This is a genomic window from Methanomassiliicoccales archaeon (assembly GCA_013415695.1).
Lineage (GTDB): Archaea > Thermoplasmatota > Thermoplasmata > Methanomassiliicoccales > JAAEEP01 > JAAEEP01.
On the sequence record JAAEEP010000005.1, the window covers coordinates 17,919 to 30,132 of the forward strand.

Sequence of the window (12,214 nt, forward strand, 5' to 3'; positions counted from 1 at the left end):
TATGGTCTTAAACTGGGGTAGAAAGGGTAACTATTCGTACGCCTGCGCAAGGGTGAAGGCTAAGAAGAGCCTTCTGCTGACCAGGGACAACTACCCCAAACTACTCATGATGGACCTGAACGAGATCGGTCGGTTCCTTGGGGAGACCCAGTACCAGAACGAGATGGCGGAGTTGGCATCCCGGTACTCTGGTGTGAACCTGATTGAACTGGGCACAAGCCGAAATCTGGCAAGGATGAACTCCAACGTGCTTGGATTCTGTACGGGGGAACTCAAGGAGATGATCGAGGCCTACCTTTTCAGGTGGGATTTCTGGAACATCAAGACCATCTTGAGGGGCAAGTTCTATGGGGCTACGGCCGAGGCGATTCAGGAGGATCTTGTCCCAGCAGGCAAGCTCAACGAGGAGTATCTGAACTCGCTGATCGCTATGGAGAGCAATGTAGAAATATTAGAGGCGGTCAGGAGAAAGGAGGGTCTGAGCATCCCAGATGATGTGATGACCATCTTCGAGGAGTCCGGATCCCTTCAGTCCATAGAGGATTTCCTGGATAAGATCTACTACACCAGGCTGTTCGAGAGAATCAAGCCAACCAGCAAGCCCATGAAGCTATTCCTCTCCTTCATGAGGAGGGAGATCGATGTTACTAATGTTCGTACGCTTCTCAAGTTGAAGCGGGCCAAGATCCCCGCGGAGAGGATGTGCGACTTGTTCATCGGAGGGGGTGAGGAACTCAGCATAAATGAGCTCACTCGGCTGGCAGGGATAGATACCTTCGAGCAAATGGTGGATGAATTCAGCAAGTTCAGCTTCTTTGAAAACATCAGCGAGGGCCTGGAGGAAGCCAAGAAAGGTGACTCGTTGACAACGGTCATGCGGGAGCTGCAGAGGCATCTCATGAGACAATCTGAGAGGTTCTCTCACATCTATCCGCTGTCCGTGCTTCCCGTTCTGGATTACTTGATAAGGAAGAAGATTGAGGTTGAGAACATCAGGATCATAGCTCGCGGAAAAGAAAGCGGGATGGATTCTGAGGTCATCAAGAGTCTATTGGTGATATAATGGAAATCGCGGTCTTGGGAGATGAAGAATTCGTGCTTGGTTTCAGACTCGCAGGTCTGAAGCGTATCTATACCGCGGGTCCTGATGACTATGAGGATAAAATGCTGGAACTCCTCAATGATTCCAGCATAGGCGTATTAGCTATAGAATCATCGGATCTTGAATATCTTAGCTCCAACGTCAGGTTGAAGGCGATGGAGAGCATCGCGCCCGTCGTGGTTCCGGTGGGCGTAGAAGAAGGAGACCTTCGAGAAAAGGTCAAGAGAGCCATTGGCGTTGATTTGTATAAAACCGAGAGGGATTGAAATGGCGAAATTGGGAAAGATTTACAGGATCGCCGGGCCGGTGGTGACCGCCCAGGGCATCTCACCCAGAATGTACGATGTGGTACAGGTGGGTGGAGAGCGCCTGATGGGTGAGGTCATCAAGATCGTCGGTGACAAGACGGTCGTCCAGGTCTACGAAGACACCTCCGGACTGAAGCCGGGGGAGGAGGTCGTGGATACTGGGCAGCCCCTGGTTGCCGAGCTGGGACCCGGACTCCTGGGTAGCGTGTATGACGGTATCCAGAGACCTCTCCCAAACCTGCTGAAGGCAATGGGAGACTTCATCAAGAGGGGCGTTTCTGCCCCAGGCCTGGATCACCAGAAGAAATGGGCCTTTACACCCGCCATCAAGAAGGGGGAAAAGGCAGTTCCAGGCCAGACAATAGGCACCGTGCCCGAGAGCAGATTCGAGCACAGGATCATGGTTCCACACGGAGTGATGGGGACCGTTGACGATATCAAGGAAGGGGACTTCACCGTCGATGATATTGTGGCGACCATTGGCGGAAAGGAGGTCAAGATGATGCAATACTGGCCAGTAAGGAGGGCCAGACCGTTCGCCAACAAACTCCTACCCGACATCCCTCTCATCACAGGTCAAAGGATCCTCGACACCCTCTTCCCACTAACCAAGGGCGGTACTGGAGCCATCCCCGGTGGATTCGGAACTGGAAAGACGGTTACCCAGCAGCAACTGTCCAAGTGGAGCGATGCCGAGATCGTGGTCTACATCGGATGCGGCGAGAGGGGTAATGAGATGACAGAGGTTCTCACCACATTCCCCGATCTGGAGGACCCCAGGACTGGTGATCCCCTAATGGAAAGGACCGTCCTGATCGCCAACACATCCAACATGCCTGTGGCGGCTAGAGAGGCCTCTGTTTACACGGGTATAACAATGGCAGAATACTACCGCGACATGGGATTCGATGTGTCGCTTATGGCCGACTCCACATCCAGGTGGGCGGAGGCCATGAGGGAAATCTCCTCCCGTCTTGAGGAGATGCCCGGTGAGGAGGGTTATCCCGCGTATCTCGCGGCGAGGCTCTCCGAGTTCTACGAGCGTGCCGGACGGGTAAAGACCCTCGCAGGAGAGAACGGATCGGTTTCGGTGGTGGGTGCAGTTTCTCCCCCAGGGGGAGATCTTTCCGAGCCCGTCACGCAGAACACACTGAGGATCGTGAAGGTCTTCTGGGCCCTGGACTCCAAGCTTCGCGAGAGGAGGCACTTCCCCGCAATCAACTGGTTAACATCCTACTCACTGTATGTCGGGAACGTCAACAACTGGTTCCGTGAGAACGTAGCGGACGATTTCCCCGAGCTAAGAGGATGGACCATGGAGGTCCTGCAGAGAGAGGCGGAGCTTCAGGAGATCGTTCAGCTTGTTGGTTCCGATGCCCTGCCCGATGAGCAGAAGCTCATACTGGAGATTGCCAGGATGATCAGGGAGATCTTCCTTCAGCAGAACGCGTTCCACCCCGTCGATACTTACACCCCGCTGTCCAGGCAGTACGAGATGCTGAAGACCATCAAGCGGTTCAACGACATGTCGATGAAGGCCCTGGATGCAGACATGCCAGTAGATGCAATCATAGACCTTCCCGTGAGGTACCGCCTTACCAAGTCCAAGTACGAAGAGAACGTGGACCAGGAACTCAAGGAAGCCATCAAGGACATGGACAAGCAGTTCGCAGAGCTGGGAGGTAGTGCATGATTTCAAAGGAGTACAGGACTATCACTGAGATTGCAGGCCCGCTCGTTTTCGTAGAGAAGACAGAGCCGGTGGGATATCAGGAGTTGGCATCAGTACAGCTCCCCGATGGAAACATCAAGCGTGGCCAGGTTCTTGACACCTCTGACGACATCGTTGTGGTCCAGATCTTTGAAGGTACCGCCGGAATTGAGAAGGCGTCCGCGGTCAAATTCCTCGGGGAGACCATGAAGATGCCGGTTTCCAAGGATATGCTTGGAAGGATCCTCTCGGGGTCCGGAGAGCCCATGGATGGGGGTCCGCCCATAGTGCCTGACGATCGACTCGATATCGTGGGCGCGGCGATCAACCCCTTCGCTCGGGATAATCCAGAGGAGTTCATCCAAACCGGTCTGAGTACCATAGATGGTATGAACACCCTTGTCCGCGGACAGAAGCTGCCCATATTCTCAGGAAGCGGGCTTCCCCACAACGACATCGCGCTTCAGATCGCCAGACAGGCCAAGGTGCTTGGAGAACAGGAAGAATTCGCCGTGGTCTTTGCGGCCATGGGAATCACCAACGAGGAAGCGCAGCACTTCATGCAGGACTTCGAGAGGACGGGCGCTCTGCAGAGAGCCGTCGTCTTCTTGAATCTTGCAGACGACCCCGCGATCGAGAGAATAATCACTCCTAGGCTTGCTTTGACGACCGCAGAGTACCTGGCATTCGAGCTGAACATGCAGGTGCTGGTCATATTCACAGACATCACCAACTACTGTGAGGCGCTCAGACAGATTGGAGCAGCCAGAGAGGAAGTTCCAGGAAGGCGCGGATATCCCGGATACATGTACACCGACCTTGCATCCCTGTATGAGCGTGCTGGTAGGATCAAAGGCAAGGAGGGCTCTATTACCCAGATCCCGATCCTATCCATGCCCGGTGACGACATCACCCATCCGATCGCAGACCTGTCGGGATACATCACCGAGGGACAGATCGTGGCTTCCAGAGAGCTTCACCGCGCTGGAATCTACCCGCCCATCGATGTGGGGGCTTCGCTATCCCGTCTCATGAACGCTGGTATCGGACCCGGTCATACCCGGGACGACCACAAGGCCGTATCGGATCAGTGCTATGCCGCATACGCGGAGGGGCGTGATCTCAGGGGCCTGGTGGCCATCGTTGGGAAGGACTCCCTTTCCGAGAGGGACCAGAAGTTCCTGGAGTTCGCCGACCTGTTCGAGAAGAAGATCGTAAGGCAGGGACCGGATGAGGACAGGGAAATCGAGACGACCCTGGATCTGATGTGGGGGATACTGGCGACACTGCCCGAAGAGCAACTGGTCCGTATCGACAGGAAGTACATCGAGAAATACCACCCCAAGTACAGAAAGAGTGAGTAGAATGGCCCAGAAGGAGGTCAAACCAACCAGGTCCGAGCTGCTTCAGATCAAGAAGAAGATCAAGCTCACCCAGGCAGGTCACAAGATCCTCAAGATGAAGAGGGACGGACTTGTCTTGGAATTCTTCAAGATCCTTGAGCAGGCGAAGGAGATCAGGCAGAAGGTGGTCGATGACTACCAGGTCGCGATGGACAAGATCGCCGTGGCCAAGGCGGTCGATGGCGTTCTCGCCGTCCAATCAGCCGCCTTCGCCCTCAAGTCACACCCCGAGATCAAGCTCCGGAGCAAGAACGTAATGGGCCTGGTGGTTCCCGAGATAGAGACCACCTCCATCAAGAGCAAGGTGGATGAGCGTGGCTACGGCGTTATCGGAACATCGAGCTACATCGACGAAGCCGCCGACGCGTTCGAGAACCTGGCAGAGACCATCGTTCTTGCGGCCGAGGTGGAGACCACCATGAAGCGGTTGCTTGACGAGGTGGAGAAGACCAAGCGAAGGGTGAACGCTCTCGAGTACCGCGTCATCCCCGATCTCCAGGAGGCGGAAGCATTCATAGAGTTCCGCCTTGAGGAGATGGAGAGGGAAAACATCTTCCGCCTGAAGCGCATAAAGCAGAAGGCGGAGGCTGCGGTCAAGTAATGTTCCGAGACATGGATCCCCAGAGGAAGAGAGCGCTGATGATTCGTGCAGCGCAGCTCGTGGCCTTTCTCATGCTCATCATGGGCTGGATATTCATACTAATCTTCTGGAACTATTGATTCTAAACCCCTTCCCCATTACTGTTTTCCAGGGCAGCACTAAGAATTGAAATCCATCATTGTGCTTCTTCCAGTTCCCAGGTGGATGATGGGGACCTTCGCCGGATCTGGATTAAAATTGTGCATTCTCTGGAAGGAAGTCTGGGCCTGCCAGGTGGAGGCGTTGATAAGCTTCACCCCCCGGTACTCGGACAAGCCTGCGCCGTGAACGTGCCCGGTTACGAAGATATCAGGAACTTGGTCTATGACCAGGTAATCCTCCTTCTCTGGGGCCAGGGGGGTCTTGCCTCCATACATTGGTGAGAGATGCCTGCGCTTCAGCATCTCCTTCATGGCCTCAATTGGCGTCTCGTAACTCAAGGACTGGACGTTATTGATTAGGTCATCCATGCTCCTACCATGGTATGTGAGAATGGACCGTCCCTCGATCTCAAGGAGGCAGGGATTACCAACGAATATTATCGAAGAGTCGAAGAGATCAGTTATCTTCTGCGAGAATGTGGGTTGGGGCTCCGCCGGACGCACCGCATCGTGATTCCCAGGTTGTACGACGAGTTTAATCCCGTCAGGAATGTCCTTGAAGAATTCTGAGAGTCTCTCGTATTGCTTGAAGATGTCGTCTATCTCCAGCTCATCCTCCTGATTGGGGAAGATGCCGATGCCGTCCACGATATCACCCGATATCACCATGTACTCGATCCCATCCTCCTTCCAGGTGCTCCTGAGCCAGGAAACCATTCGCTCCCATTGCTTCTGAAGGAAAGTGTTGCTGCCAACATGTATGTCTGAGACGAACGCAACCGACGCAGAAGAATCGATGGGCTGGAGGGTTTTCGTCAGAGGGATGTCAGGTCTGATCAGTTCTTCCACGATGACCATATCGCCTTTTGCCGAGGTCTTGCCTACGATGCCGATGACTTCGTCTGGAATGATAGACTCGTTGATGAGATCCGAGCTCTTCGTGATCAGAGCCAGGCATCTGCTTTCCTCATCCTCGACCTCAAGCATCTTGTGGCCGTTCTTGGTGCTCCTCACCTCATTCACCATGGCAATGAAGCGGACCTCCCTGGACACCTTTATGGCCTTTTCGATTGAAATGGAGCCCGCGAGCTCTCTCCTCCTCACCAGCATCTTCTTGATCTTGCGGAAGCGGTCCAGGAAACATCTGGCAAAATCGGTGATATCGCCCTCGCAGCAGGAAAGGCCGGTAACGTCCCGGAGGATCCTCACTTCCGTCTCCTTCCTGGGAATGACGGGGGCCGGAGGATCGGGAAAAGCCTCAATCACCCCGTTTGGCACAAGGTCGTCTAGCGTCAGAATAAGGGGCTTCTGGGGCATCATTGAAAGCGCCGTCTTCGCATAAGTCAACGGATCATTCTGGCCAAGAAGGTAATCTATGGCGTCGGGCTCCAGAAGTACGCCATCGCTTGCGAGTGCCTCCAAAACACGTCCCTTCATCTTCTCTTATGGGTTAGGGCCAACTCCATAATTAATCTTACGAAGAAGACCTGGATTGATGCACGCGTCGATAATCAAGATTAAAAGATACGGACTCTGGCGAATTTCAAGATCATAGAGAACCAATAAAGCATCAACATTGACGACCGTTGCCCCGAAAGATTCAAGACACCCACCCCATTATCCCCGAATATGCCCCAGGTCACCGTGCGGGTCAGTTGTTTCCCTACAGAGGATCCCGAGAAAGTGAAGCAGGCAATCCTCAATATCTTTCCTGGAAGCGCGTTTGAAAAGGGCGAGACAGGTTACTTCGCCAAGACCACCTCATTGGAAAGATTCAAAGAGGTTCTGCGAGACCTCAGAATTCTAGATACCGCAAGGACCAGGCTCCTTAAAGGAAGAGAAGGCAACCGAACGGCCTTCGCTCTGAACAAGCAGGTGGCCTATGTGGGAAAGGTGAGCTTTGTGGAAGAGAGGTTGGCCTTGGGAAGCATTGATGTGGTAATCGATGATGTTGAGCTTGGCGCTGTCATTGACGATATCGCTCCAAAGACGGTCGACGGGGAGATACCATGATCTCTGTGTCATCGCCAGTCTTCTCGCTGTTGGACTTCGAGATGGCACTGGGTTTCATCAATCAGCATTTCGACGCCTGGGAGGTCATGGGGGAAGGGCAGCATTTCCTTCCTGAGGTGGAGAAGCGGTTTCTGGACGTCACATCCTCCTACGACATGAGGTTCTCAGCCCATGCCCCCATGAGCGATGTGAACATTGGTTCTCTGAACCCTCGCATCAGAGAGGCAGGCGTTGCTGAACTGATCAGGGGTTTGCAGGCTGCCGATCGTATGGGTATGGACACCTACACCTTCCATCCTGGTTTCTGGTCACCAATTGGTCTGCTGGCTAAGGAGAAGGTTTACGAGGCAATGCAGAAATCCCTCGCTGAAATCGATAGAGCCGCAGATGATTTCGGAGTCAGAGCGGCCTTAGAGAACATGCCAGATTTTCCATTCTCGATGTGTAAGCGTCCCGATGAACTATTCTACCTCATAGAGGGGACCAACATCGGAGCCTGTTTTGATATCGGCCATGCGAACGTTTCAGGCACGCTTGACCGCTTCCTTGATCGCTCTCGGGATTTCGTGAACCTCCACATCCATGATAACACTGGGACGAGGGATGAGCATCTTCCCATAGGTGATGGGAGTATAGATTTCCAGGCCGTCCTTCGAGGACTGAACGGATACGATGGAAAGATGGTGATCGAGTCGAGGTCGCTCAACGACGCTATTAGAGGCAAGAGAACCTTGATGGATCTTATGGATTCGGTCTCCTAGTTCTTTCTACCACACCTCAGACAGTAGAAATCCCCGTCTTTGTATCGAGCCTCGGTGTTCCCGCAGTATTTACAAGAGAACCCAAAGCTTTGTTCCCAGGCGACTCTGGGCGCAGGCGCCATGTTTTGTCTGTGTGCTTTCGATGCGTAATAATCGCTGGGAGCATAGATCATTGGCTGAGGTTTCGGCCTAAGCATTTTCGGAGGCCAGAATTCCTTCCCCATGACGAACCCTATCACCTTGGTCGCATAGTAGTAGAAGTAGCAGGAACCGACCGCTATCCAAACCAGCATCGCTATCCCAATGACAACGCTCACAACCAAGTCCTGGCTGATCTCGATCGGTATTGACAGGTAATCGAACGTAAAATGCAGCATTATGGATGCATACAAGCCCACCCTCAGGAACAGGTATCCAAGAACTAAGCCTGCTAGGAAGGTCGGGGGGATCTTGAACGCGTCCCAAGAAGTGAGATGTGCAAGGGCAAAAACTGATGAGGAGAACAGTATCAGTATGATTTCTGGCCGATCCAGCTTGAAACTTCCTCCCAGGAAATATGATTTCCAGCGCATTTCACCCTTTCGCATCAGATCAACGAAGATTAGTGGTATTCCAATGAACAGAACCCTGGTGATCAATTCTTCCCAGACCGAGGCGTTGGCAAAGGCGAACAGTGCCTTCCAAAGGTCCCCTTGAAAAGCGGGTGTCTCGGGAGTAATGCCTACCGCTTCGAGGGCTATGTAGTAGAAGAAGTTGAATGCGAGCAAGGTGAAGAAGAAGGTACCCACCACATACAGGGGGCTATGCCCCTTTTTCAGGGGGCGGATCCTCAGCTCCTCGGTGAAGGTGGGCCAGCTCTTCCAGACGATCCATATGAAGGATGCCGTGATGATTATTACAAGCAATATGTGGTAGGCACCTAGCACGTTACCGCCGATCTCGATAAGCTCCACTATCCATGGAGTCACGATGTAAAAGGCAAAGGTCGAATCATCGATACCTGGCAGCACGATGGAGATGCTCCATATCAGTATGAATATGTTGACCGTCAGCAGAATGAGCAGTATCAGGGTGGAGTATGCAGCAACGCCCCTACCCACATCAATAAGCGTCGGTGAGCTGGGTAGTGGCCTGTATTGAGGTGGAGGCGGAAGTGGAGGTGAAGGTGACACAGGCATCTCTTTCAACTTGTTACCACAGTATGGGCAGAACACCGCATCGTCCGGTATGGTCATTCTGCAGATGGGGCAGGTCGGGGCAAGTTCTCCACCGATTGGGCCCGTCTCCCCCAAACTCATAGCGCTATCATGCCCAGATTTCTATTTCTAGATGTCGGTTCATCAATCATTCACGATTATTCCCTGATTTCAGTCGGTTTCCGATAATTCGAAATAATACTGCGATTTATGGATATTATTTGATACTTGATGCGCTTCCCCAAGCCTATCGGAAACTTTGAAGATGTAAAAGATTAATAAGGACTTCACAATCCATCCTCCAATTTAATAGGAGGCCTTTGATGGAGGAGAGCATCGGGACAAAAAGGATAGATTTCGTAACAATTTCCGCAGACAAGATATCCTTCGGCCGAAATAACTTTATCGAGGTTGCGAGGAAAAGAGCTGTCACGGACGACGGTGAGAATGAGTTTATTTCCATTTCGAGAGGATACTACCTCCCCGATGGTACAGAACGATTTAAGAAGTCCCTGACTATCCCGGACGAGGCGGAAGTAAAGGAGTTCGTTATCAGCAGAATAACTGACCTCTGAGCCCTTATTTAGGGTTTCTTTTTCTATTTCGAGCTAGTAACAGTTCGAGGTAGGATTTTCTCTCGCTGCCCTCTAATCCTAGCCGTTCCATGGTCTGGAAGATCATTATCCTGCCTGCTTCCACCGATTCCCCTTTATACTCGAGCTCGACGAAATCCCCCAACCCCTCAACCCTATCCAAGGAGATCTCGATCTCATCCAGCATTAGTATCCTCCGACTCTTGCGAATGGTCATGACCTCTTCGAACCCTACTTTCTCCAGGATGCCCCTCACCTTTGGGTCAACGTGGATCTCCAATTCCTCCCGTGTTTTCGTCTCCCCGTCAAGCTTAGGTCCCTTGTAAGTGAGTTTCCATTCTTCTCCGGACCTTCTGATTCTAAGAGCCTCGTCGTTTTTGCCGAAATCTCTGCAGGGGTGAGCCAAATAGACATCTTCCTGGGTGACCTCTCCGACAGCTCTAGCACCCCGTTTCATCAGCCTATCCTCCAATTCATCCAAATCGTAGCAGGGGACCTTCACTTCAACCTCAATATCCGGGCACATAAGACATGGACTTTCATTCCAGCTAGATTACTCTTTGCTTTAGAACTGGAAAGTACTTTCCGTCGATTAGAAACGGATATCTATTGTAACCTCAATTCAGGGGAGGAAGGGGGAAACCGCATTGGGCGAGAGATCTCTAGGTCTCATGCACGTATACACCGGAAATGGAAAGGGCAAATCCTCGGCAGCCTTTGGTCTGGCGCTCAGAGCATGGGGACAGGATCTCAGAGTCTGCATTATCCAATGGATAAAATCCACGGAATACTCTGGTGAATTCAAGGCGGTGAGTTCGATCAAGGGAATGGAGATAAGACAGTTCGGAGCCGGTCGATTCTTCGGTAACGGAGCCCCCTCTCCAGAGGATGTACGGCTTGCTGAGGAGGGTCTCGAGTTCGCTGAGCAGGTCCTTTCATCAGGAGATTATGACTTGGTGATTCTCGACGAATTGAATGTCGCCGTCCACCTCAAGCTATTGGAAGCCGAGGAGGCCGCCAGGGTTCTCAAGGGCAGGGCCAAAGGAGTTGAGGTGGTGGTCACCGGAAGGTACGCACCCCCAATCTTCTATGAGATATCTGACTACATAACTGAGTTCCTTGCCGTGAAGCATCCGTTCGAAAAGGGGATGCCTGCCAGAAGGGGTATCGAATACTGACGAGGTCTCAATCAATCATAGAGTCGTTCTCTTTTCTTAGTTCGGAGATACATCATGAACCGCACCTCTTCATTGGGGTACATAGAGCGAAGACCTTCATCGTCACCCTTTTTCAGCAGGTCCAGGGCCAGAGGCTGTCCACGCGTCATCATGTAGATGAGCTTCAACGCTTCGGGATCCATATCGGAGCCGAACATGTCTTCCACACACTCATATCCCAGACGTCCCAGGTACACCTCTACCACCCTCCCCGCGTCAACGTCCTCCTTCTGGTAGAATCTATTGTATGAGGGATTGTCTCTTCTCATGGCTACCATCAGCTTGGTGCATCCCCCGGACAACCTTCTCATCAGATCCATCATGGCGTCCACACCATCCTCTGGTATCAGGTGGTAATTATCGAAGCAGAGTATGGCCCCCACGTCATTCAGCTCTACCAATTCCTCATCGGATATGGTCTTGACGAAGGCACTGACCTCTCGTTCGATACGAGTTCTCGATCCATCATTGGAGAGATCGTGCCAAAGCAGGGGCTTGTCCGTCATCTCTAAGGCGATCTTTTTCATGAGGCTTGATGAACCGTATCCCCGGTTAGACAAAACGACCAAGGTTGAAGCCTTGTCCTCCAGGAATTCTTCAGCGATGATTAACTCCTCTTCCCGGTCAAGAACAGGATTCGCGCGGAGCTCACCATCGCACACGATGAACCTGCCCCCTCCAAGTTCCAAGGTCTTTCCGTCTCTGGCAGAGTCGATCAGATCGAGGAGGCTGATATTTGGTGTTTCTAGAAGCTCTGAAACCCCCATACGCTCAGTCCTTCCCCTCGCCCTTACAGTGACTTCGAGGTCGGATGTCTCATCGATCAGCTCTTTTATTTTGGCCAACCCTTTAGATGTGAGCGAGTAGACATTGAGCTTCCTATCCTTGTCCACGACATGCCGCTTCTCCTCGACAAGAAGGCCATCTTCCACCAAGGGTCTTACAACCCTCGTGATATGTGATCTCGGGATTCCTAGCCCTTCGGATATCCCCAATTGAGTGACGCCCTCTCCGGCATGATCATCTGTAACCTCTCTTCTCCTGTCGTAGAGATAAAGCAGCGCTCTGTAACTGGAGGACAACCTGGGCATCTAGATTTTTACAGGAGCGTAATTGTATAAAAGACTGCTCCAGGGATTATTATCCTGCAGATTGGTGGCCGTCCATCA

At 52.4% G+C, this 12,214-nt stretch carries 13 protein-coding genes; 9 read left to right on the forward strand and 4 right to left on the reverse strand.

Annotated elements, in window-relative coordinates; genetic code table 11:
- Position 1 precedes the first annotated feature (1 nt).
- Genes ahaC through GKC03_03580 form a run of 5 tightly spaced genes read left to right on the forward strand, consistent with a single transcriptional unit; the run spans position 2 to position 5,125 of the window.
- Positions 2 to 1,063, forward strand: coding sequence for an ATP synthase A1 subunit C (ahaC, locus tag GKC03_03560; protein ID NYT11612.1), 1,062 nt, complete (start codon positions 2 to 4; stop codon positions 1,061 to 1,063).
- Positions 1,063 to 1,368, forward strand: a complete 306-nt coding sequence (locus tag GKC03_03565; protein ID NYT11613.1) for a V-type ATP synthase subunit F — start codon at positions 1,063 to 1,065, stop codon at positions 1,366 to 1,368. Before ahaC ends, GKC03_03565 begins: the two co-directional genes overlap by 1 nt.
- Position 1,369: 1 nt before the next feature.
- Positions 1,370 to 3,103, forward strand: coding sequence for a V-type ATP synthase subunit A (locus GKC03_03570; GenBank protein NYT11614.1), 1,734 nt, complete (start codon positions 1,370 to 1,372; stop codon positions 3,101 to 3,103).
- Complete coding sequence (locus GKC03_03575) at positions 3,100 to 4,485, forward strand: V-type ATP synthase subunit B (protein NYT11615.1); 1,386 nt, start codon at positions 3,100 to 3,102, stop codon at positions 4,483 to 4,485. The genes GKC03_03570 and GKC03_03575 overlap by 4 nt, the downstream gene beginning before the upstream one ends.
- A gap of 1 nt (position 4,486) precedes the next feature.
- The gene (locus GKC03_03580) at positions 4,487 to 5,125 is read left to right on the forward strand and encodes a V-type ATP synthase subunit D (protein NYT11616.1); all 639 of its coding nucleotides are present in this window, start codon (positions 4,487 to 4,489) and stop codon (positions 5,123 to 5,125) included.
- A 158-nt stretch (positions 5,126 to 5,283) separates the two neighbouring features.
- On the opposite strand, the gene GKC03_03585 is transcribed toward GKC03_03580, so the two are convergent.
- Positions 5,284 to 6,702: a DNA-directed DNA polymerase II small subunit gene (locus GKC03_03585; GenBank protein NYT11617.1), complete on the reverse strand. Its 1,419-nt coding sequence runs from the start codon at positions 6,700 to 6,702 to the stop codon at positions 5,284 to 5,286.
- A gap of 192 nt (positions 6,703 to 6,894) precedes the next feature.
- On the opposite strand from GKC03_03585, the gene GKC03_03590 reads away from it, so the two are divergent.
- Positions 6,895 to 7,278 carry a hypothetical protein gene (locus GKC03_03590; GenBank protein NYT11618.1) on the forward strand — a complete coding sequence of 128 codons (384 nt, stop codon included), beginning with the start codon at positions 6,895 to 6,897 and terminating at the stop codon, positions 7,276 to 7,278.
- Positions 7,275 to 8,039: a sugar phosphate isomerase/epimerase gene (locus GKC03_03595; GenBank protein ID NYT11619.1), complete on the forward strand. Its 765-nt coding sequence runs from the start codon at positions 7,275 to 7,277 to the stop codon at positions 8,037 to 8,039. Before GKC03_03590 ends, GKC03_03595 begins: the two co-directional genes overlap by 4 nt.
- Here the strand turns inward: GKC03_03595 and GKC03_03600 are convergent.
- Positions 8,036 to 9,337 (reverse strand): CPBP family intramembrane metalloprotease, encoded by a 1,302-nt coding sequence (locus GKC03_03600; protein NYT11620.1) that lies wholly within the window; start codon positions 9,335 to 9,337, stop codon positions 8,036 to 8,038. The genes GKC03_03595 and GKC03_03600 overlap by 4 nt on opposite strands.
- A gap of 221 nt (positions 9,338 to 9,558) precedes the next feature.
- On the opposite strand from GKC03_03600, the gene GKC03_03605 reads away from it, so the two are divergent.
- On the forward strand, positions 9,559 to 9,810 hold the full coding sequence (locus GKC03_03605) for a hypothetical protein (GenBank protein ID NYT11621.1): 252 nt from the start codon (positions 9,559 to 9,561) through the stop codon (positions 9,808 to 9,810).
- Positions 9,811 to 9,814: 4 nt separating this feature from the next.
- Here GKC03_03605 and cyaB read toward each other — a convergent pair whose 3' ends face one another.
- The gene (gene cyaB, locus GKC03_03610) at positions 9,815 to 10,354 is read right to left on the reverse strand and encodes a class IV adenylate cyclase (protein ID NYT11622.1); all 540 of its coding nucleotides are present in this window, start codon (positions 10,352 to 10,354) and stop codon (positions 9,815 to 9,817) included.
- Positions 10,355 to 10,499: 145 nt separating this feature from the next.
- On the opposite strand from cyaB, the gene GKC03_03615 reads away from it, so the two are divergent.
- Positions 10,500 to 11,006 carry a cob(I)yrinic acid a,c-diamide adenosyltransferase gene (locus GKC03_03615; GenBank protein NYT11623.1) on the forward strand — a complete coding sequence of 169 codons (507 nt, stop codon included), beginning with the start codon at positions 10,500 to 10,502 and terminating at the stop codon, positions 11,004 to 11,006.
- Positions 11,007 to 11,017: 11 nt separating this feature from the next.
- Here GKC03_03615 and GKC03_03620 read toward each other — a convergent pair whose 3' ends face one another.
- Positions 11,018 to 12,136: a hypothetical protein gene (locus GKC03_03620; protein ID NYT11624.1), complete on the reverse strand. Its 1,119-nt coding sequence runs from the start codon at positions 12,134 to 12,136 to the stop codon at positions 11,018 to 11,020.
- Positions 12,137 to 12,214: the final 78 nt, after the last annotated feature.

What these genes read in the sequence shown, in the direction of transcription:
- GKC03_03565 (NYT11613.1), top strand. Translation starts at nt 1,063, where the DNA reads ATGGAAATCGCGGTCTTGGGAGATGAAGAATTCGTGCTTGGTTTCAGA.
- GKC03_03580 (NYT11616.1), top strand. Translation starts at nt 4,487, where the DNA reads ATGGCCCAGAAGGAGGTCAAACCAACCAGGTCCGAGCTGCTTCAGATC.
- ahaC (NYT11612.1), top strand. Translation starts at nt 2, where the DNA reads ATGGTCTTAAACTGGGGTAGAAAGGGTAACTATTCGTACGCCTGCGCA.
- GKC03_03590 (NYT11618.1), top strand. Translation starts at nt 6,895, where the DNA reads ATGCCCCAGGTCACCGTGCGGGTCAGTTGTTTCCCTACAGAGGATCCC.
- GKC03_03615 (NYT11623.1), top strand. Translation starts at nt 10,500, where the DNA reads ATGCACGTATACACCGGAAATGGAAAGGGCAAATCCTCGGCAGCCTTT.
- GKC03_03570 (NYT11614.1), top strand. Translation starts at nt 1,370, where the DNA reads ATGGCGAAATTGGGAAAGATTTACAGGATCGCCGGGCCGGTGGTGACC.
- GKC03_03595 (NYT11619.1), top strand. Translation starts at nt 7,275, where the DNA reads ATGATCTCTGTGTCATCGCCAGTCTTCTCGCTGTTGGACTTCGAGATG.
- GKC03_03585 (NYT11617.1), bottom strand. Translation starts at nt 6,702, where the DNA reads ATGAAGGGACGTGTTTTGGAGGCACTCGCAAGCGATGGCGTACTTCTG.
- cyaB (NYT11622.1), bottom strand. Translation starts at nt 10,354, where the DNA reads ATGTGCCCGGATATTGAGGTTGAAGTGAAGGTCCCCTGCTACGATTTG.
- GKC03_03620 (NYT11624.1), bottom strand. Translation starts at nt 12,136, where the DNA reads ATGCCCAGGTTGTCCTCCAGTTACAGAGCGCTGCTTTATCTCTACGAC.
- GKC03_03600 (NYT11620.1), bottom strand. Translation starts at nt 9,337, where the DNA reads ATGAGTTTGGGGGAGACGGGCCCAATCGGTGGAGAACTTGCCCCGACC.
- GKC03_03575 (NYT11615.1), top strand. Translation starts at nt 3,100, where the DNA reads ATGATTTCAAAGGAGTACAGGACTATCACTGAGATTGCAGGCCCGCTC.
- GKC03_03605 (NYT11621.1), top strand. Translation starts at nt 9,559, where the DNA reads ATGGAGGAGAGCATCGGGACAAAAAGGATAGATTTCGTAACAATTTCC.